Here is a 20,461-nt window from a genome sequence, read left to right as displayed (position 1 = left end):
CGGCTGGCTGGTGTTCATTGCGCCGAAAGATGGCTTCGTGGGGGCTCGATGGCTCGGCATAGGCGGCAGGTGTCCAGGTTGGGGACATCGGATTCCCGTGCCGCTCGCGCCGCCGCTATCCGTCAAACGTGGTGGCGTAGTTGAGTAAGCGTGCCAATGGCCGGGGGGCGGCCGGCTGGTGTTCAATCCGTCGCAGAATGGCTTAGTGGGGGCTCGGCACAGGTGGCAGGTGTCCAAATTGGGGGATGCCGGATCGCCTGTGCCGCTCGCGCCACCGCTATCCGTCAAAGATGGTGGCGTTGTTGGGTAAGCGTGACAAGGTGGACGGCGAACGGCTGGAGTTCATTCCGCCTCAAATGCCAACTTTTGTCGAGCAGCCGCCAGAAGATGACGGGTGGGTCCACGAGGCCAAGCTCGATGGCTACCGGACCCAGATCATCATCGATAAGTGCGGCGTGCGGCTCTACAGCAAGAATGGCCGTGACTGGACGACAAAATACTGGCCCATCGCGCTGGCGGTCGACCTGCCATGCCGGGCTGCCATTCTCGACGGTGAGGTGATTGTGTCAGGTGAGCGCGGCACGCCCGATCCCGCAGCGTTGGAAGTCGCGGTCTGGAATGAGCCGAGCGGACTTGTGTTCGTCGCGTTCGATATCCTTCATCTCGATGGTCGCAATCTTACCCCCTTACCTTTGTTGCAGCGCAAGCACGCTCTGCGGCAACTGGTCGAACCTGGCTTCGGCAAGATCCAATACAGCGAGCATTTTGAGCGCGGTGCGCTGACGAACTTTGGCGTCATCGAGAAGATGGGGCCTGGCGGTCTTATCTCGAAGCATTCCGACAGCCCCTACAGGAGCGGACTGTCGAAAACATGGCTGAAGACCGAATATTCTTGAAAGCCGTCCTTGAATTGCCAGGACAGCCCCGCACAGCGAACGCTGCTCCCCGTGGGCCCAATAGTTCGAATCCGGTGCGGCGCTATTTAATCATTCACTAATTTACGTTTTGTTAATGAGTTTAGGCCTTCGGCATGTGGATAACGTGCCGCCAATAGCAGTGGACCATGAATTTTGCGATGTGGCGCACGCGGCGTTTGTTAAACCGCCGAGTTGAAAGTTGCCAAGCTTGTTACTTATGCTATTTCTAATCTGGGGACGGGGACGCTAATTTACACCGCCTATGGAGGTGGCTTTTGCGCCCAGAGGCATCAGGCGTCGGCACAGAGAATGAGAAGCCTTCCTCGATCGATGTTTCACGTGCTGGCGAAGCGCTTCTCGCTGACCTGTTGGCGAATACGACTGAACTTTTGTCGCTCTATGATCGCGACTTTCGGCTAACCCACTACGCCGCCAGGCTCAAAGGCCTGTACGGAGGCGCGGTGGTGCCAGGCGCCGCCATTTGGGAGATCTACCCAAGCTTCCTGGATACCAGGTGCCGCGACGAATTTCTGCGGGTATTTCAGGGCGGCTCTGCGGCAAGCATCGAATTGCCGCGATTATCGGGCGAAGCGCCAAGGTCCGCTTTCGTCTTCGGCACCGCAGATGGTGTCGGAATCATCGAATCACAGGGGCGGGGAGGGCGCAGCACAGCGGAAGAGCAGGAGCATGTAATTCTGCTCCATCAGGCGACCCACGACGTGCTGACGGGACTGCAGAACCGACGGCGATTCGGAGAGCGACTACAGGAAGCGCTGGCGGCAATCGGCGGCCCCACGCCGAAAGCCGCCTTGCTCCAAATCGACCTTGACGATTTCAAGTCGGTCAACGACACGCTCGGCCATGGGGCGGGCGACACGCTTCTGCAGCTCGCGGCCAGTCGAATCCGCGACGCGCTGCAGGATGGCGAATCTGCATACCGTTATGCCGGCGACGAGTTCGCTGTCATCCAATTGGGCAAGGAGCAGCCCATGGAAGCCGAGCGCCTCGCCGGATCCCTGGTCAACGCCTTCAAGGACCCGTTCGTCATCAACGGCATTCCCGTGTTCGTCGGTTCAAGCATCGGAATTGCTTTCGGGCCAGAGCACGGGACCGACGGCGAGCAGTTGATGAAAGCCGCCGACATCGCTCTTTATGCAGCGAAGACCGACGGACGCGGCTGCGCCCGAACGTTCAATCGCCCGATGCTGCTCTTGCTCGAGCAACGCGAGAATCTCAGGCGCAGCCTTCGAACCGCGCTGGAGCGGGGCGAGCTCTATATTGAGTATCAGCCGCTCATCCGGCCTCCCTCATCGGTGATCGGATTTGAAGCACTGCTGCGTTGGCGACACCCCGAGATCGGCATCATCCCGCCCGGTGTGTTCATTCCGATCGCCGAAGCCGACGGTCTGATGGACGAGATTGGACGATGGGTGCTCGAGCAAGCCTGTCGTCAGGCATTGACGTGGCCTTCCTCGCTGACAGTCGCAGTCAACCTGTCTCCGGCTCAGTTTCTGAGCGGTTCGTTGACAGATACTGTCGCTCAGATCATTGACGCAGTTGGAATTAGAGCCGAAAGACTTGAACTTGAGATAACCGAAACGGTTCTTCTTGAAAAAACAATTGATAATATCGACACATTAAATACTTTGAACGTCTTGGGAATAAGAATATCTCTTGACGATTTTGGGACGTACTACTCATCTTTGAGCTACCTTAAGAATTTTCCATTCGACACCGTGAAGATAGATCAATACTTCATCATGGACTTGGAAACCGACCTCAAGAGCCAAACGATCGTGCAATCGATCATCAATCTGGCACACGGCCTGGGTATAAGCGTCACCGCCGAAGGGGTCGAGACGTCGGCACAGGCACGGTGGCTGGTCGAGGAGAATTGCGATTGTCTGCAAGGTAATTTCCTGGGACGGCCGCTCGGAGCCGACGCAACCGGCGATTTCATCAGGCGGTCGCCGTCGAAGGGGAGGAGAGCGATGGAGGAATCAAATCGGGCGCTCTAGCCCTGCACTGTTTGTGGAGGGTGGAAAAAAAACGATCGAGCTGGACACCGCGCAATGCGGAAACTCATCACGAGGCGGTCAAATTTCCGTCTCGGAGGTCAGGAGGATGCTGATGGGATCTGTTCGTAACGAACCGGCTGGCGAGCCGACTTTTGAACCCATGATCCAGATCGACGTGGAGATCAAGACTTTTGTCTCCGCTTGGAAACACTGCGACTATGTCTCCACATACATGGCGTGGATGATCAGTCAAAACAGATCAGACTCGGTCCGGCATTCGAATCTGTTTTCCTCTGCCTTCAACGAATTGCTGGAGGTCGCTTTCCGTACGCGCCACGCCGACGGCGAACTGGCATGCAGGGTGTCCCGCCACGGCGCGACGGATAGAATCGAGCTGACAATCCCTTGCGTGCCGGAGGAACGCCAGTTCTATCAGGAGGCCGTGTCGCAAGTCGCCGGCGTTGAGGCGAAGGAGCGATATCTCAATTCCGTATCTGGAGATCTGGCGCCAAGCCGGGAGGTCGTACTCCTGGAACTGGCTGTCGACTACAACGCGACACTCAGGGTCGAAGAAGCCGAAAGTGATGCGATCAAGCTTGTCGTCGATCTTCCACTTGAGGGCCTGCAGCATTGACCCCTTACAACCTTCTCCCGCGCTTCAAGGCGCAATACGACGCGAACAACCAGGAGTTCTCCATGTCTGGGGTGGTCCGGCCGCAGGCGATCGATGAGCTTGGGCCCAGCCTGGCATTGCTACGCGATGCGATCGGTCGTGTACGCGGCGTTCTCTATATTAATGTCAGACGCCTGACGCAGATGAACAACGCTGCTTTCCATGCCTTTTCAAGGATCATCATTGACGCCTGTCGCGCTCTACCCGATCTCAAATTTGTCGTCGTCACGTCAAGCGTCGTCGGATGGACCTCACGAAAATTCGGTCGCTTAAGCGGGATCGAACCGAACATCACGGTCGAGGAGTATGACAGCGAGTTCTATCCAGGGCAGGGTTTCCTCGAGGAAGGTGGGTTCGTTCCAATCCTGCGCACACAGACAAAGATGACCTGGCGCCACGAGCGAACAATCTTGCCGCGACACGGCATGAGGCCGGGGATCGCCATGGCCGATATCTGTTGCGGGATCGGCGATTTCGCCGTGCTCGTGCAGAAAGAGTTCCAGCCATCGCGGATCGTCGCCCTCGACCATTCCATATCAAGCCTGGACTACGCCCGGCGAGTGATGCGGGAGTTCGATATCCGGGGCATCGAATATACTTATGGCGATGCGTCGGAAATGCTTCTCGACGAAGCGCAGTTCGACTTGGTCACCTGCCGACATTCGCTTCAAATCTTCAATCGACCGGAACTCATCCTCAAGGAACTCTACCGCATATGCAAACCAGGCGGGCGGGTCTACATCACCAACGAGAAGAATTCCCATTGCCTCGGCGAGCCGCGCGCAGAAAGCATTCGTTGGACATACAACGAAGTGGCGAAGCTGTTCGCGCATTTCGAGATGGACGTCGAGCTTGGGCCCAAGAGTCGGCGGTACCTGATTGAAGCCGGATTCGAAGACATACGTGTCGAGACCTTCATGGTCACAAACATGGACGGAGATCCGCAGGACTTCGCCGATGTCATTGTGGCCTGGGCGGATGTCTACGCGGGCGATATGGCCACCAGACGCGGCGATGGGCCGGAGTTCGTTGCACGGTTCCGGCAGGGGTTTCAGGATCACATTTTCGCTGCGCTGCACCCCAAGGGCTACGCGGGTTGGCCGATCTGGGTCGCATCGGGGCGACGGCCACAATGAAAGCCGACGATCAGCCTACACCACGCTTCGGCCTGCGCTCGTTTCGAGCGAAATTCGTGTTGGTCGTCGGCGGCGCGGTACTGTTCGACCTCTTGCTGAGCGGTGGTCTGGCGCTTTGGAATGTCCAAAAGCTGTCGCGCGACGCCACATCGGAAGTCGGTGAGGGTCTGACCACCGCAAACCAGGAATACATCCGCTCGTATGCCGACTCGACAGCGTTAAGTGTCGACCTCCTGCTCGATCGAGTTCATGGCGACGTGAAGGCGCTGGCCGGCGTTTTGCAGGCACAGATCAACGATCCGAGCAGGCAGCAACAGGTCGGAGCAACCCTTTCGCACCAAGCACCAGGCTCGGTGAAGGTCGTCTATGACGCAAAGGGCGATTGGGCGCAGAACCTGCCGGGCGCACCTTCGGTGATAAGCGTCTGGGGCTACCTGCTGGGCGCCGACCACACTCCGCTCCCCGGCGTTCAGCGGGAAATAGAAGACAGTACCGTGATCGATCTCGTCGCGCCGACCCTCATGGCCAGCGGATCGCCAAAATTGCAGATGTACTATATTGGCCCAAAGGAACGGCCGATCTTCAGGACGGTACCCTACACGGACCAGGCGCAGACCTTCGACCGACTCTATCCGGGCCACAACAAGGCGGAGTTCTGGGAGTTCTTCTTTCCGGGGATCTATGGGTCATGGCAGCAATGGGCCAGAGATCCGACCTTACGTCCGGTCGCCGACGACATCACTCAAACAGCGCCTTACACCGATGCGATCACGGGAAAGCTGATCGTCAGCTTTTTCCACCCGCTGTGGACGCGCGATCGCACCGGCATCGCCGGCGTAGCGGGTGCGGACATCACTCTCGATCAGCTCGCGGAAGTCGTCGAGCGCGTGAAGATCGCGGAAACCGGGTTCGGCTTCCTCACCATGTCGACCGGCAATGTGGTGGCAATCAATCCATCGGGCCAGGCGATCATCGGCCTGACTTCATCCAATGATGCGGGCACGCAGGGCGTCACCGGCCTCGAGAGGTCGCTGCGGGGAAGTACGCAGCCGGCTATCGCGTCGCTGCCACTCGACCAGAACAATGACGGTGTCATTCAGCATATCATGCTCGACAACAAGGGCGAACGCGTACCCTACATAGTCGTGCTCAAGCGATTGAAGCCGACCAACCTGTGGAGCTCGGGACCGATCAAGTCCGAAGCGATGTCGGTCGGTATCGTCGTTCCCGAACGCGAGATCTATGCGTCTCTGTTCGCCGCGCAGAAGAGTATCTCCCGCGCAACCAATCGCATCCTGCTCTTTCAGATCGGAGCCATCGTCGTTTCGCTTCTGATTGTTTTTGCGGCAGTGCTCGGGATCTCGAAGCGGATCACAGCCGGCCTAAGGGCGCTTGCAGGCGCCGCCCAGAGGCTCCAGTCCAAAGACTATTCCGTCCGCGTGAGTATTCCAACGCGTGACGAGGTTGGAGCGGTAGGCGTCGCCTTCAATCGAATGGCCGAGCAGATCAGCTTTCACACAGAAAACCTCGAGCAACTCGTCGATGAACGAACCAGGGAGCTCGGTGACGCAAATCAGGAGATTTCTGCGCTCAACGAAAAGCTGCGGGACGAGAACATCCGGCTCGGCGCCGAACTCGCGGTTGCCAGGCACATCCAGATGATGGTTCTGCCGAAACCGTTCGAACTCGAAGCGATTCCGGGGCTTGAGATCGCCGCCTATATGCGGCCGGCTGACGAGGTGGGTGGCGACTACTACGACGTTCTGCAGAACGGATCACGGATCAAGATCGGCATCGGCGACGTAACAGGTCACGGTCTCGAGAGCGGCGTGCTGATGCTGATGGTCCAATCGGTTGCACGCGCGCTGCAGGAGACCAACGAAGGGAATCCGCACCAGTTTCTCGATCGGCTGAACAGAGCAATCTACAAGAACATCGAGCGCACGAACACCGGCAAGCATCTCTCGCTGGCCTTTCTTGACTTTGAGGATGAACGGGTAACGTTATCCGGCCAGCATGAGGATGTTCTGGTTATGCGCGCTGGCGGGGAAGTCGAACGCATAGATACGCTTGATCTGGGTCTTCCGGTTGGTCTGGAGAATGACATCTCGCAGTTCATTGACACGCGTGAAATCGCGTTCGGGAGCGGTGACGTGATCGTGCTGCACACCGACGGCGTGACCGAGGCGGAAGATGAAGACAAGAGACTATTCGGGTTCGAGCGCCTCTGCCAGAGCGTGCAAAGACATCACGGCAGCAGCGCCGAGGACATCAAGACCGGGATCATCGATGATCTGATGGCCCATATCGGTATCCAGAAGATCCACGACGACATCACCCTCGTGATCATAAGGCATACATAGGATGACAGCGCTGTTCGGTACCCCTGACATTGCAATCGGGATGAAGGAGAGTGTCAGTCGCCTGCGGCTGTTCGACGGACCTCTCGACTTGAGTTGGCGCCATTGTGCCACGACCTCGGACTTCATTGCCGATCTGTTCGCGTTGCGCTTTCAGTCGTCCCGCAATGACTACATGGAAGTGCGACATAGCATCGGATATGTAGTCAACGAGCTCATCGAAAATGCGGTCAAGTTTCGCGCACCGGGTGAGATCGTGATCGAGGCGTCGATGGATTCGGAGTGCTTCAAGCTCAAGGTTTCGAATGACGTCGATAATGAGAACGCGTCTGAGTTCCAAAGTCTCCTGGCGGACATCACGGTTGGCGACCCCAAAGACCTGCTGATACAGCGAATTGAAGCGAATGCAGCGAATCCTGACGTGGCGCGCTCCGGACTGGGATTGCTGACGTTGATGAGCGACTATGGCGCACGCCTGGCCTGGATATTCAGCCCCGCCGATGAAAGCGATCGGATTTACCTGGAGACGTATGCCTCCATTCCGATAGCGCAAACGCACAACTAGATGAAACGAAGCCAAGCAATGGAAATCAAGACGGACGACTACCGGGTGTGGATTGAAGGAAGCGATATTTTTTTCGACGGTGCAATGCGGCTTGCCAGTTCAGAGGCGGGCGCGCCTGTCATGGCTTTGGCGAACAGTGTCCTTGCCTCAAACCCTTCAGTTATTACGCTCAATTTGAAGGACCTTCATTTTCTTAACTCTTCCGGCATCAATCTGCTGGCGAAATTTACCATCGAGGTGCGCAAGCATCCCGAGGTTCGTCTCGTCGTACGCGGAACGCCCGACATACCCTGGCAATCGAAATCATTGCCAAATCTCAAGAAGCTGCATCCCGCTCTGGTGCTTTTGATGAACTAACCGGCTCGTCGGAGCGTCATCTTTTCAATCCTCACCTAAAGCGCGTGACCATTAATCGGCCTCATAATCGGGTAACCTTGAAGAAGTTCCTGCATTCAGCTGGCTCGAACAGATGGCAGATGTCATCGAGAGCTTGGGAGAATGCGTCGAACGTTCTGGCTGCCTTCCTTCGCAGCAGCGGCTCGACCCGTTGTTCGCGATTGGCCCTGGGACACCACGAGCACAAACCCCATAGCCCGCCATCTGTGGCCAGCCGGTTCCTGTGTGAGAGACTTTCGAACGGCTGCCAGCATCCTTAAGTCGATTGGTCACCGCTCACGTTATCGGCCAGAGAAGAGCAGTCTTCGCCTTGATGATCGAGGCGCCCGCGGCAACCAGATGCCCTGCCGACCGGCTGCATGGACCGCCCGCTCGGGTGCCAAGGACCCGAGCCTGCAGGCTGCTTTTTAGACCTCGGATAGGTTTTGCCGATATTTTCGGAGCAAAGGAGCAGGAACGTCATCACCGAAATCTGGCACTCACTCCTCGCCAATCTGGCTCTCGTCTCCATCCTGGTCGTCGCCTGGGACCTTGTGGCGGATTATACCGGACGTCTCCCGCGGCTGGTACAGTCGCTGCTTCTCGGCGTGGTCATGTGCGCCGGCTCGATCATCTCCATGGCGACGGCTTTGTCCGTCTCGGGCTTCGTCGTCGACCTGCGGGCCGCATTCATTGGCGCTGCTGCCTTCTTCGGCGGATGGGCGGCAATGTTCGTCGCGACCGCCGCTTCCATCGCCTACCGCGCCTTTCTTGGCGGGCAGGGCGCGAGTGTAGGCATCATGAGCATCCTGATCACGGCCGTCGTCGGGCTGGCTTGGCACCATGTCGTCGCGGTCCGCTCGCGTACCATGCTCGACATACTCGGCCTTGGTGTGACGGTGGCGCTTGCTGGGCTGATCACGCTTGTGGTCATCCCTCAGCAGGTCCTTGCGGGCTTCGTTCTGCAGAGCACGCTTCCGTCCCTGGTGTTCCGGTTCATCGGCACCTTCATCATCGGCGTGCTGCTCGACCGCCAGCAGCGGCGTCGCGATCTCGCAACGTCCAACATGATATACCGCGCCATGGTCCGCGAGCTGCCGGATTGCCTCAACGTGAAGGACGCCGCCGGCCGCTTTGTCGTTGCAAACCCGGCCACCGCCGAAATGATGCGCGCCGCCTCGGCCGAGGACCTGATCGGCAAGACGGATTTCGATTTCTACCCGAAGGATGTGGCCGAGCGTTTCAGGCAAGATGAAAAAGGCGCGTTGAGACGGGGCAGACATCGCGCATTGATCAGCCCGCGCGATTCCCGGACGGCAGCCAGGGCTGGCTCTACACCTTGAAGGCTCCCTTCCGTGACGAGACCGGCAAGATCGTCGGCGTCATCACCTACAATCGCGACATCACCGAGCAGAAGAAAAACGCGCAGCTCAAAGGCACCAACCTCCAGCTCCATCAGCCGCTCGGCGGCAAAGCCGATCATCTCGCGCAGGAGATCGGCATCGGGGTCTTCTCCACGAGCGCGCGCAGGTTCATCATGTCGTCGGTCATCGGTGGTTCCTTCGAATCAGGTTGGTGTCAGCAAACCGACCCTAGCGGAAGAACATCGATGACCACCGCTATGCCGCTCGCTCGCTACGGCGCTGCTGAGGGCGCGCTCGCGAGCGGCTTCGCTACCGCCGAGCTACATCACGTCTGGGGACGCGACCCCGAAACCTCAAGAAGCAAAAGGCCGAATTGCTGAAGCCCGGCCTGGGCGGCCCGGGTCAAATACCTCAAGGGCGAGGAGACGTTGCGTCATGCGTCACTGAAAGATTTTTGGGAGCAATGAGGGTTTGAGCAGCGCGAAGCCTCACGCCTTGCCCAACTCGAGTTGTCTGTCCTAAAAACTCCACACCACCTGCTTCCAGGGCTTGCCGAAGCGCAGAAACTGTGGCGGGACGCGGATCGGCCGTGGCACCGCGCTCTATGTTCTTAACAGCCATCTCTGAAAGCTCGGCTGCCCGTGCCAGTTGCTTTTGAGTCCACCCAAGCATAGTGCGTGCGGTGCGGATTTGTTGAGGTGTAATCACAAGGTCGCCCTTCCAACTGAACAATTTGATGCCCCATCTTGGGGGTGGGAGCGCTGCCACCGGGGGTGTCGAGCGCCTGCTCTCGTCGCCGCTGGTACATCCGCAGTCAGCGACGAGTGCCGGAAGGGCCAGCTCGAGAATGCCGATCCCTAAGGCAAACTAGTGTGAAGTGCGGTCGACATTCATCCTTCAAAGGGAGGAAGTTTGGTGAAGCGAGTCGCCCCGGATCAGGGCTGCCTGCTCCGGCATGTGCACACGACGACATGCGCCACACCTACAAGTGTTAAGGGCTACGTTCCTCGCGTGGCAGCTCGTCCGCGCGTGGCAGCTCGTCCGGGCTTGGATTGTTTATGCGCCGGATTGCCGGTCAAGTTCGTATAGACGCTGATCAGCCAGCCGGCGGCCCCCGCTACGGCCCGGCATGTGCAGTACCTTTGGAAAGAGAAGCCATTTCGTCTGAAATCGTGGGCGCGGAGTGCCCGGCCAGCAGCGGGGTAGGGCTACGAGCCGGGCCCAACCGGCGCGGGCCTGTTAAAGCAGGACACCGGCTAAACAAACTTTATCAGCGATCACGGATGCTTGCGCCATGTGAAAACGGATGATGCGTATCACTCTGAAACGGCAAGCTCGGCATGGATTTTGCTCCGCTGCCAGCGGCGGAGGCGCAAGATGACACTTTCACGCGAACTTTTCGAGGCTGATCTGACTTTCCATTGTCCCAAGTGTGAAACTGCGGCGGTCCGAAAAGGATCGTGGATCAAGAGCGCTAAGGTCTTCATCTGCGAGGCCTGCAACACGCAAACCCGCCTCACATATGGGCTTAAGCTCGCTATCTTTGATGCGCATCTGCATCCTCATTCGCCGGATAGCTTGCCGGCGTCTACAGGGCAGAGCCGGCGGTGAGAGCTGTACCGGGTGTTTCGTGCTGCCACAGTGCTGGACGGTGCCGGCTAGTTCACGCTCGGGATAAAATCAGGCGGTTCGGTTCGCCGGGCGGCAGTCTTCCATGGCCAAGGCAGCCAAATCCGATGCCGAAGATTGGTTAACAGTCCCGGCATGGTCATCACTTGGCACCGGGCGGTATTCCCAAAAGCTCGCCTAAGCGGAGCGGCAGGTGAGGTGACGCATGCAACTCGGCACAGCTGTCTTTCCATCGTTGGAGATATTGGGCGACTGGAATGCCGCTCCGGCCAGGCCAGCGATTGAGTGCGCCAATTGCCTCGACGGATCCTGGAGCCTGCTCGTATTCTGTTAGAATGGTCAAGGACATCGCTTGTGCGAATGGATTGAGCCCTGGAATTTCGATCTGGCTGCGGTGCTCGGCAAACCAAACTGCAGGATCGCGGCTGAGGCCCTGCGTGTCGGCAAGCGCCTCATAGCCTTTGACTATGTTCCGGCGGTATTCGGCAATGGCATCGCCGAAGGCGTTATCGCCGGCGAACGGCGGGTCTTGTTTCCAACCCTTCGCCAGGTGCTCTAGGCCACGCAGCGAGAAGGCCTCCACGATCGCTTCCTCCAACCATTGGCATGGGGGCGCCGGCTTGGCGTCGGCCTGCCAACTGTTTGCAAACACATGACCGACCTCATGCCCGAACTGATAGGCGAGCTTTGACCAGTCGCGTTCGCCGATGTCGACAATGATCCATGCCATGTCGCTGCCGTCCGGATGAAGCCAGATGGCAGGCTGGCCTGAAGTGTGCTCGTCGACGCGAAGCCTCCCCGGCTGACGGTCGGAAAGAAGACGGATGCCGTCAAGGCAGGCATGACGCATGTGATCGAGGACCTGGTCGACAGCGTGGGCGAGCATGTGTCCCCAGTCGCCGGCCAGTTCGATCGGGGCGGTGAGGAGAGAAGCAGACCGATTGTCATGAAGCCCGTTTGCGGCCATGGCGTAGGAGGCCTCCCAAAAAGCGTCTTCAGAGGTGGAGGCTCCTATAGCCAAACTGCCGGCCACCAAGCCAAGCAACCGAACAAAATCTCGCCTTAACACTGTAATTCTCGATATCGGACAAACCGAAACTGGAATAGCATCTAGGATATTCAAGAGGCAGGGGCGAGCTGGCGATCATGGATAGTGTGCACGTGATCAATCTCGATCGCAGCCTGGATCGACTGGCAAAATTTCGCTCAATGAACGCTCATCTGAACAATGTGGAGAGATTTGCCGGTGCGGATGGGCGCGGATTGGATCGCTGTCGGCTTGTCGAGGAAAAAATCGTTTCCGAGGATTTGGAATACACGGCTGGCAGCCTGGGCTGCGCTGTGTCTCACGTCCGGTTGTGGAAAGAGGCAGTGCAACGGGATCAGGCTATCACCATCGCAGAAGACGACGCGATTTTTTCGCGCCATTTTGAAGATGAAATGCGCTCGCTTGTCGGCTCCGTGAAAGCCGATTGGGACTTTATCCTGTGGAGCGCAAGTTTGCGATGCTATGCTTGGCTGGACGCACTTCCAGGAGGAACCGGAGCAAGGCTCGAATTTTTCTCCGGTGATGTGATGAGTAACATCCAAATCTTCCAGGAAGCACATACTGAACCCCGCCTTCTTCGCGCGCGCCATCTTCTGGGCCTCGTTTGTTACTCTGTTTCCCCTCGCGGGGCGCAGTCATTGCTCGACTGGTGCCTGCCGATACGCCCCATGATCGTGGATTTTGCCGGATTTGGCCTTCGATTAAGCAACACGGGAATTGACTGTCTAATGAATGGAGTCATGCCTTCTCTGAAGGCCTATGTCTGCCTTCCACCCCTTGTGATCAGTAACGAACAGCCCGAACAATCGGTGCGCATCAATACGTAAGGTGACCAGGCGACAATCTTCCACAAATTAGCTCATTCTGGTTCGCGATGCGTTTGTCCCGTTCTCTTGACCGAGTGACGGATTGAGGTGGCCTTCTCGATCTTCTAAGCGTCGCCCGATGAAGAAATCGAGGTTATTCTTAAGTCGATGGTTGCCGGGGTCTAGTTGCAGCGCCTTCTGCCCCCACTCTACTGCCCGGTCCATCGCATTCAGGTGCCATGATGCGATAGCCCCGAGATCGTAGAGCCGAAAACCCCAGCAACTCGCGTCATCGAGGTAGCTTCCGGTGCGTCGCGTCTTCTCGAGGCCGTTGCTGCAGGCCCAGAACAGATTGAGCCACTCGGCCTTGCCGTGAAACTCCTCGGCGAGATCAAGCCAGATCTCACGTCGATGCGGCGCTTCCATCCTGGCCTTATCGAGCCAGGCTAATCTTTGCTCCGGTTGCATGCGGGCGATATAACGCATGGCTTCGGCTCGTTCTTCGTGCCATCTGCTTGTCGGCAGGGCAAGGTAGCGTTCGAGCAATTCGATGGCCCGCTCTTGTTGGCCAGCCCACATCAAATCCCGTCCGAGCCAGAAACAGATCTGCGCGTCGTGAGGATCCTCATCGTGCGCAACTTGCATCAGCGGCAGGTAGTTGCTGCGCGTCGGCTTGGATAGATCCTGTACCTCGTACATCACGATGTCGCTGCTGTTCGCCGTGACCTCCTTCTCTCCGGTGAAGACGAGCGCCTCGTGGACCGGTCGTTTGAAGCGATATCCCCATCGGTGGTGAAAATTCTTCGTCGACCACCCTCGAAGCGGCGTCGGGTCCTCGACGCTCGATCTGTATATGGTCTGGCAATAGAGGGCGGAGGTCTCGGGGGTCCAGGCAGCCTCGAGCTTCTGTCGCCACCCGGCTTCAAGGAACCGATCCATGTCCATTGTGCAGCACACGTCGACGTCATCGGGCAGGAGCGCCATGGCGGCATTGCGGGCGTCGTCAAAGCGCCAGGGGCGGATTGCTATCTTATGCACCGTGACGCCAGCAGCGGTCAGCCGTTCCACGGTGTCGTCAGTGCTGCCGGTGTCGGCGACTATCCGATAGTCGGCGTCAATGGCGGAACTGGCCCACCGTTCCGCGTTGGCGGCTTCGTTCAACGCGATGGTATAGACTGCGACTTTCACGACGCTTTCCCACCTGTGCGAAGTTCCCTATGTCACCCGTAGAGTTGCGCGCTTGCGGATGGCCACAAGCCCGCCGAGCAATTGCGCCCGGTCGAGCTCATAGTGGCTATCGAAGAACAGAATTTCGGCGAACTGTCCGGCAAGCGTGCTGACGCCGAGCGGATCGGCCGATCGCGCCATCCCGCACTCCTTGATTTCCCGCAACAAGGTCTTTGTCGGCGTGATCCTGGTGGGGTCTTCTCCAGGCGGCTGCCAATCGAGGTCTTCGATGAAATACCAGCCATCCTCGGCAAGCAGCGGAAAGAACTCGCGAAGTGTCAGTTGTTCGTCGAAGGACGCGTGGCTGCCGTCGTCAATGATCGCGTCGAACGAGGCGCGTTCGAGCTTCGCGGCAACCCGACGAAGACTCTCCACGTTGGACTGGTCGCAGATGAAGGATTTGAATCTCTCGTTGTTCAGCCGCGAAAAATCCGTCAAGTCGATGCCGATCACCTGACAGAAAGGAAAATAGCTCTGCCACAGCGAAACTGAGGGGGTCTCGCTCTGGCCGTCCGCCAGCACGCGACACAGCCCAATCTCCATTAGCCTCCGCAAGGAAAGCCGACGGCTCGACAGCAGGCGATCGTAGATCCTGGCGTAGTAGTGGCGGTTACCGGTATGCCGGTTCTTGTCGGTGTTGAACTTGTCGGCAAGCGTCGTGAAGGCAGGAAAGCCCTCCAGCGGCCTGATTAGCTGCGCGATGAAAGCAGCGCTCTTTTCGTTAGGCCTGGCTTCGTTGCGCGCCGTCCAAAGGTGGACTCCGAAAACGCGATCGTCGTTCAAATAATCTGCCAGTTCCGTGATCGGCCTCTCAAACCTGTCCGTCTCGGTCCAGTCGATCGAGTTGAAGAACATCGGGCTGAATAGCTGGCCGTGCAACTCGGAGCCCGCATCCGAGGCGATATAGTCGGACAGCAGCTTTGGTCCGATGTCACCGAATTCCTTGCCCGCTACCGCGTGGAAGCGCTCGATAGACATTTCATAAAGCGCCCTGAGGTGTCGGCTGTAGGGCTTGGCGTAGATAACGTTGCCACACACAAAATGACCCTTGTGCGATCCACGCCATTGCAGATTGAAGAAATGATCCCCGCTGAACGGAAACGGCCGCAGCATGACGATGTCGGAATCCATCCATAGCCCGCCATGCTCGTAAAGCACGGCATAGCGAAAGATGTCGCTGAAGTATCTGATCTCGGAACTGGCGACGATTCGCTCGAACATGGTACGTGGCATGACATCGTCGGCAGCGCTCACCGCAATGCCGTGCGGCAGCAGGAATTCCAATCTCTTCGGAGAATAACTCCACACGCGCACCGGGTGCCCGGCCGCCATCATCGAGGTGGTGGCGGCGATCAGAGTGCTGTGGTCGACCTTGTCGGAAAGCACCTCGTAGAAGCAGTGGATCTGCGGCAGGGCGGCGCCATCGTTGAGGAACGGTAGGATGCGCCGATCGAAATTCCGCGATTGTCGGCACCGTTCCGCCGGCGAGTCGACCGCTTCCAGGAATGGGGCGAACTTGCGGAAGAACTCCTCCGCTGTCCGGCCCGAACGGGAGGCGAAAGACCTCGGCTCGGCAGGTGCGTCGCCGCCATAGCCTCGGCTGCTGCTACCAAATCTGATCCAGTCGGCATCTTCTGCGCCATGCGGGGTGAGAGGAAGCGTCGGCTTGTCGCCGGCGTCGGCAACGGTCAGCCCCGAAGGCAGGCCTGCAGCATCGTCGAGGAACTCGGCGACCTCGTCAGCCTGCACGGTCGCAATCCACGAGTCGGCATCGCCCACGCCATAAGAGATCATCAGCCGCTTGGCGTCGGGATGCCAGGCTAGCCCGGCAGCGAGCTCCAATCCCTTGTCATGGAAATAGAAGGGCCGGGAGAGTTTAGTCAGCCGGTGGGCATCGTCGAACCAGACGAAGCGGTGCTGGTGGTGACGCCGGTTCTCGTTTGGCCTGACACCCGCCTCGTGTATCAGCGCCAGCCAGCCGCCGTCGAACCAAATTCCCTGCGAAGCGCCGCTGAACTGTGCCGCCGCGATCATCGGTTCATGCTCCGAAACCGTCCGGCCGTTCTCGTCCAGTATCTTAGTGGGGTCGTATCGATAGACAAAACGTAGTCGATCGCCGCCGTCGGAAGTGCGCTCGATGAGCGGCATCCAGTTCTTCTCGTGCCGCCGTTGTCCGGCGGGGCGGATGACGCGCCAATCAGTGAGGATACTCGATCCGAGGTCACCGGCCTCGATTCTTGCCAGCACCTGCTCGCACCATCCTTCCGGCGTAAGCTGGCGCACGCAGGCAAGTCCCCAAAGCTTGTCCCGCCAGGCGAGCAGCCGCATGTCCTCAAAGCCGAGCGCCAGATGGTAGGCGGGCTCGGGCAGATCGGTCGGCGGCAACACTTCGCTCGCGCCCGTCATCGCGAGATCGCTGTCTAGGCGTAGCAGGAAGTTGCGCGTGGTGATCGGCGCGCCGCCGGGTGTAGCATATTGGCCGGCATTGGTCAGCGTGGGGTTGACGGTTGGCTGCAGCACCAGGATTCCGTCCTCCAGGCGCGCCACCGACGGGCTGGTCGCCACGTAACCCTTTGGCGCCGCAAATTCTATCCGCTGTGCCTTGAAGGACGGCATAATGGCGTTGGCTGGGCGCATGTAAAAATACAGATTGGATCGCGCCAGATCCCTGGGGGCGTCGCCGATTTCCCGATTGAGAGCAAGCCAATTGCAAGCTGCGAAACCACGGTCCTTACGTGCCGGATCGCGGGCATAGTTCGCGGCAATCGAATATTCCTCTCGCAGTCCTGCGGTGTAGACAAAGTCCTCAATGAACAGGATGTCCTGCTCGGGTCGCTTGGTTGGCAGGCCGGCTTCCGAAAACAGCACGCTCGCATCGTTCATGCCCTTCTCGCGATAATGGTGGGCAAGATCGTAGAGCGGCTCGGCGCGCTGCGGGCGAGCGTTGAACGCAGCCAAGGCCTGGTGGATGAAACCGGCATCGTCGCCCATTTTTTTTAGGCACCGAGCCTCCTGAAGACGGGCGTTCCATGCCTCTTCGTCCCAGCCCCCCATCGCGGCGCGTTTAGCATACGCCACCGCGGCCTCCGCTGTCCGCCCGGCGTCACGGTAGGATTGCGCCAGGTAGAACCAGTAGCGATGGTTTTCCGGATCCTCGTCCAGAGCTGCCAATAGGAGCTTTATGTCACGCTCGAACTTGTCGACACGGTTCGAACCTGTGGCATGGTCCTTGTACCAGACACGCCCGAGTTCCTCGACGCCGCCGGGCACGTCGACATACTCGTGGGTCACGCCGTGGTAGCGCGCTCCAGATGTGCGGCTCACCAGACGCGTGTTCCAGTAGGCAAGGCCGGACTCCGACCTTTGCAGGACCCGATAGCCCGGCGCATCGAGCCGTTCTCGAAACCGGTGATCCTCAACGACGAGCTCCATGTCGGCGTCGTCGAAAAGCAAGTAGTCGTAGTCGAAGCTTGAGGCGTAGGCATGCTCGAGGGCCGCGTTACGCGCCTGCTCGAAATTGTGAAACGGGAACTCATGCAACTCGCCGGGTATATTGCGGGCGTCAAAGAACGTTCGGATGAAATTCTGCGTCCCATCGGTCGAGCCGGTGTCGCCAATCACCCAGCAGTCAATGTGATCGGCGACCGCGCCGAGACAGCGCCCAAGATTGGCCATCTCGTTCTTGACGATCATATTCAGGCAGAGGCGCTTTGCGGTATTCATTCGCCGGCTGCGATCTCCACAGAACGTTGTGCGATGGTTTGGTAACTGTCTCGAGGTGCCATATGAGACAGCGCTTCATATCGGTGCGCAACCATCCCCATGTTTGCGAAAGGGCAAGAGCTGCTGCTTCGGTCGTTCGAATGATTTCCCGACAACACTGCAGCGATTTTTCCCGAACACCTCGCTGCTTGGCACCTTGAGACAGGGTGCGACGGCATCGCTTCTTGGAAAAGGCCATTTCCGGGCGAGCCACTCGATACGGCCGACCAGCTGTCGCGGGTCATGTTTGGACCCTGCGCATTTTTTTCTCCACGAAGGGGCTCAGTCAAAGGTCGGATTTCCCGCGACATTTGGGCCTGGCGCTTCATGGCTGGGCTGACCGGGCGGCTGTTGCTGCTCTCGCGCAATTCATAATTTATTAACCAAGGTATTTACAAGTTTATAATTTTCGAATCTACTAATGTTCAAGTGAGAGGGTAATCGCGGCCGAGCGGCTATGCCGTCGGTCCCGAACATCTGCGAAGCTTGGAAACCGGGAGTTAAAGCTGCTTTGCTGCGTGAGGGTGCAGCATCGTGGTTGATCAAGGCGTTGTCATTCCTTGGCGTCTCCCAATTAAGTATCCCCTCGCAAGCGGATCGGTTCCCTCACTATTCGTAGTCGAAAGATTGCGACGCGCGTGATGGAGTCCGCAGTGGTTCGAGTGATACCCTCCGCCAAATGGGGCTGGTCCGATGCGGTTGCTCGCGTCGACGTTCTCACGATTAATTCAACCGTCGGTGCTCTCACCTGCCTACGACTAGCGGCCGAGCGCTCGTCCGCCGGCGCGTTGCGGGCAGCGAAACCATTTCCCGGACTTGAACGATTTTTGAGATCCGCGAGCTCGAGCCATCAGGCTCGATCGGGGGCGTTCGCCATCGACTGAAACAGCAAAGCACGAAACAGGAAGCGGCGGCTTAGCCGCGGCCGATGAGGAGGATGTCATGAGCTACACAGCAGGTTTTGCGGCAACGGAAGTGAGCATTCGCGGCGTGCTGCCCATCGGCGACACCACCGAAAATGTGACCTATTTCATTCTGGACACGGCCAAGAACACGATCGTCGGCCAGGTGATCCTTCCCAAGGCCGTCAAGCAAAGCCTCGCTGTATCCCTCACAGTCAAGGTCCCCAGCACCGCTCGCTCATTTGCGATCGGCACGTTTGATGAGGGTGGGAATTTCCAAGTCGCCAGCTCCCTGCGCGTCGAACATCCGGCCGCTTATCGGCCGGACAGCGCCGTCGGACCGTCTGGACGCTGATCGCGGGCCGAACTCTTTGGCCTAAACGCTCGCCTGCCGGATCGGTGGACAGCTCCCCCCTGAATTGAATTCGAAGCCAACAGGAGCCAGTTATGGCCCGCGCATCTGAAATTCTGTTTGTGGATCCTTCAGTTTCTGATGTCGAGACCGTCCTTAGCAATTTGAGGCCCGAGGTGAGGGCGATCATGCTTGACGGCTTTCGGCCGGCTGCCCACCAAATCGCCGCCGCTCTCGCCGGGCACCGAAACCTCAACGCAGTACATATCATCGCGCATGGCGCGCCTGGGCGAGTGAATTTCACCTCAGGGGAATGGTCGGTCGTAACTTTGAATGACGCGACTGACAATTTCGCCGACATCGGCAGGGCGCTTGCCGCGGATGGCGCTTTGCGCCTTTGGAGCTGCAACACAGCCTCGGGGGGTGCGGGCGAAGCTTTCATCGCAGCCTTGGAAGCAGCCGTCGGCTCTGACGTTTGCGCCTCGGTATCGCTGGTAGGCGCAGCCTCCCTTGGAGGATCTTGGGAGCTTTCAGTTCACGGGGAATCCTTTGGGCCGTTGCCGCCGATAACGGCGACCGGGATTGCCGATTATATGGCAGTGCTCGCCTCTGGCGATCTCACGCTAACCGGCACCATCGACGCCGGCAGCAGCAAAAGTATCAACACTTTCTATCTAATCGACACAACGACAAGCCCAGCCACAGTCGTTGGAAGTTTCGTCCTTCCTTCTTCGGCAAACGGTGTAGCTACGAACTTTGCCATAACGATAACGGTGCCTGATACTACTCATACTTATGCCATCTATAGCAGTGGGTTCAATCTATATGGTACGCTTTCACCTGCTGGTGCGGATACTTACTCTTTTACGACCGATGCAGGAAACAACGGCGACAATGGTGATACGTTCAACGGCGGGCTTCTGACCATCACAGGCCAGGGCCAAGTCGGCCCCACTGGTCCAGCCGGCGCGACCGGCGCGACCGGCGCAACCGGAGCCACAGGCGCAACCGGCGCGACAGGTGCCACCGGATCGAGCGGCGCGACGGGTGATACGGGTTCCACTGGAGCGACGGGCTCGACCGGCGCGACAGGCGCTACGGGCTCGACAGGCGCCACTGGAGCCACGGGCGCGACGGGTGATACCGGCGCAACTGGAGCAACCGGCTCCACCGGCGCAACGGGTTCGACCGGAGCAACCGGCGCCACGGGTGCAACGGGTGATACCGGCGCCACTGGTGCGACCGGCGCAACTGGAGCAACCGGCGCAACCGGAGCCACGGGCGCGACGGGTGATACCGGTGCAACTGGAGCAACAGGCTCGACTGG

The 20,461-nt window shown here is 58.7% G+C and carries 15 protein-coding genes and 2 pseudogenes; 13 read left to right on the top strand and 4 right to left on the bottom strand.

Going from position 1 to position 20,461, the window contains the following annotated elements; all coding sequences use genetic code 11:
* The first annotated feature begins 245 nt into the window (after positions 1-245).
* The 10 genes and pseudogenes from P9272_RS28515 to P9272_RS28470 all read left to right on the top strand — a co-directional run bounded on the left by P9272_RS28515 (position 246) and on the right by P9272_RS28470 (position 9,788).
* A complete protein-coding gene (locus P9272_RS28515) occupies positions 246-896 on the top strand; it encodes an RNA ligase family protein (RefSeq protein ID WP_278163105.1) in 651 nt (216 codons plus the stop codon).
* A 347-nt stretch (positions 897-1,243) separates the two neighbouring features.
* Entirely contained in the window at positions 1,244-2,935 is a 1,692-nt protein-coding gene (locus tag P9272_RS28510; protein ID WP_278163146.1) for a bifunctional diguanylate cyclase/phosphodiesterase, read from the top strand.
* 112 nt (positions 2,936-3,047) lie between these two features.
* The gene (locus tag P9272_RS28505) at positions 3,048-3,569 is read left to right on the top strand and encodes a ubiquinone biosynthesis methyltransferase UbiE (protein ID WP_278163104.1); all 522 of its coding nucleotides are present in this window, start codon (positions 3,048-3,050) and stop codon (positions 3,567-3,569) included.
* Between the two features lie 62 nt (positions 3,570-3,631).
* On the top strand, positions 3,632-4,744 hold the full coding sequence (locus tag P9272_RS28500; RefSeq protein ID WP_278163145.1) for a class I SAM-dependent methyltransferase: 1,113 nt from the start codon (positions 3,632-3,634) through the stop codon (positions 4,742-4,744).
* The gene (locus P9272_RS28495) at positions 4,741-7,107 is read left to right on the top strand and encodes a SpoIIE family protein phosphatase (protein WP_278163103.1); all 2,367 of its coding nucleotides are present in this window, start codon (positions 4,741-4,743) and stop codon (positions 7,105-7,107) included. Before P9272_RS28500 ends, P9272_RS28495 begins: the two co-directional genes overlap by 4 nt.
* A gap of 1 nt (position 7,108) precedes the next feature.
* Positions 7,109-7,669: an ATP-binding protein gene (locus P9272_RS28490; RefSeq protein WP_278163102.1), complete on the top strand. Its 561-nt coding sequence runs from the start codon at positions 7,109-7,111 to the stop codon at positions 7,667-7,669.
* A gap of 18 nt (positions 7,670-7,687) precedes the next feature.
* Positions 7,688-8,026, top strand: a complete 339-nt coding sequence (locus P9272_RS28485) for a hypothetical protein (RefSeq protein ID WP_278163101.1) — start codon at positions 7,688-7,690, stop codon at positions 8,024-8,026.
* Positions 8,027-8,658: 632 nt separating this feature from the next.
* Positions 8,659-9,270 (top strand): annotated as a pseudogene (locus tag P9272_RS28480) (LytS/YhcK type 5TM receptor domain-containing protein); the annotation flags it as partial.
* Between the two features lie 62 nt (positions 9,271-9,332).
* Positions 9,333-9,401, top strand: a pseudogene (locus P9272_RS28475) (hypothetical protein); the annotation flags it as partial.
* On the top strand, positions 9,384-9,788 hold the full coding sequence (locus P9272_RS28470) for a hypothetical protein (RefSeq protein ID WP_278163149.1): 405 nt from the start codon (positions 9,384-9,386) through the stop codon (positions 9,786-9,788). The pseudogene P9272_RS28475 and the gene P9272_RS28470, both read left to right, overlap by 18 nt.
* Before the next feature lie 31 nt (positions 9,789-9,819).
* Here the strand turns inward: P9272_RS28470 and P9272_RS28465 are convergent, their stop codons facing one another.
* Positions 9,820-10,116 carry a helix-turn-helix domain-containing protein gene (locus P9272_RS28465; RefSeq protein ID WP_278163144.1) on the bottom strand — a complete coding sequence of 99 codons (297 nt, stop codon included), beginning with the start codon at positions 10,114-10,116 and terminating at the stop codon, positions 9,820-9,822.
* A 1,063-nt stretch (positions 10,117-11,179) separates the two neighbouring features.
* A complete protein-coding gene (locus P9272_RS28460; protein ID WP_278163100.1) occupies positions 11,180-12,004 on the bottom strand; it encodes a hypothetical protein in 825 nt (274 codons plus the stop codon).
* Between the two features lie 179 nt (positions 12,005-12,183).
* Here P9272_RS28460 and P9272_RS28455 point away from each other — a divergent pair, with 179 nt between their 5' ends.
* Positions 12,184-12,912 (top strand): glycosyltransferase family 25 protein, encoded by a 729-nt coding sequence (locus P9272_RS28455; RefSeq protein ID WP_278163099.1) that lies wholly within the window; start codon positions 12,184-12,186, stop codon positions 12,910-12,912.
* 27 nt (positions 12,913-12,939) lie between these two features.
* On the opposite strand, the gene P9272_RS28450 is transcribed toward P9272_RS28455, so the two are convergent.
* Both P9272_RS28450 and P9272_RS28445 read right to left on the bottom strand, forming a co-directional pair.
* The gene (locus P9272_RS28450; RefSeq protein ID WP_278163098.1) at positions 12,940-14,079 is read right to left on the bottom strand and encodes a glycosyltransferase; all 1,140 of its coding nucleotides are present in this window, start codon (positions 14,077-14,079) and stop codon (positions 12,940-12,942) included.
* A gap of 27 nt (positions 14,080-14,106) precedes the next feature.
* Positions 14,107-17,841, bottom strand: a complete 3,735-nt coding sequence (locus P9272_RS28445; protein WP_278163097.1) for a glycosyltransferase — start codon at positions 17,839-17,841, stop codon at positions 14,107-14,109.
* 981 nt (positions 17,842-18,822) lie between these two features.
* Here P9272_RS28445 and P9272_RS28440 point away from each other — a divergent pair.
* Positions 18,823-19,137, top strand: coding sequence for a hypothetical protein (locus tag P9272_RS28440; protein ID WP_278163096.1), 315 nt, complete (start codon positions 18,823-18,825; stop codon positions 19,135-19,137).
* A 92-nt stretch (positions 19,138-19,229) separates the two neighbouring features.
* The coding region (locus P9272_RS28435) for a DUF4347 domain-containing protein (RefSeq protein WP_278163095.1) at positions 19,230-20,461 on the top strand (1,232 nt) is incomplete at its 3' end.

This window comes from Mesorhizobium sp. WSM4976 (genome assembly GCF_029625685.1).
Taxonomy (GTDB): domain Bacteria; phylum Pseudomonadota; class Alphaproteobacteria; order Rhizobiales; family Rhizobiaceae; genus Mesorhizobium.
This window is presented reverse-complemented; position numbering and strand designations above follow the sequence as displayed.

Excerpts from the sequence above, each read along its gene's own strand:
- P9272_RS28490 (WP_278163102.1), top strand. The coding sequence starts at position 7,109 with ATGACAGCGCTGTTCGGTACCCCTGACATTGCAATCGGGATGAAGGAG.
- P9272_RS28445 (WP_278163097.1), bottom strand. The coding sequence starts at position 17,841 with ATGAATACCGCAAAGCGCCTCTGCCTGAATATGATCGTCAAGAACGAG.
- P9272_RS28505 (WP_278163104.1), top strand. The coding sequence starts at position 3,048 with ATGGGATCTGTTCGTAACGAACCGGCTGGCGAGCCGACTTTTGAACCC.
- P9272_RS28455 (WP_278163099.1), top strand. The coding sequence starts at position 12,184 with ATGGATAGTGTGCACGTGATCAATCTCGATCGCAGCCTGGATCGACTG.
- P9272_RS28495 (WP_278163103.1), top strand. The coding sequence starts at position 4,741 with ATGAAAGCCGACGATCAGCCTACACCACGCTTCGGCCTGCGCTCGTTT.
- P9272_RS28485 (WP_278163101.1), top strand. The coding sequence starts at position 7,688 with ATGGAAATCAAGACGGACGACTACCGGGTGTGGATTGAAGGAAGCGAT.
- P9272_RS28460 (WP_278163100.1), bottom strand. The coding sequence starts at position 12,004 with ATGGCCGCAAACGGGCTTCATGACAATCGGTCTGCTTCTCTCCTCACC.
- P9272_RS28515 (WP_278163105.1), top strand. The coding sequence starts at position 246 with ATGCCGGATCGCCTGTGCCGCTCGCGCCACCGCTATCCGTCAAAGATG.
- P9272_RS28440 (WP_278163096.1), top strand. The coding sequence starts at position 18,823 with ATGAGCTACACAGCAGGTTTTGCGGCAACGGAAGTGAGCATTCGCGGC.
- P9272_RS28500 (WP_278163145.1), top strand. The coding sequence starts at position 3,632 with ATGTCTGGGGTGGTCCGGCCGCAGGCGATCGATGAGCTTGGGCCCAGC.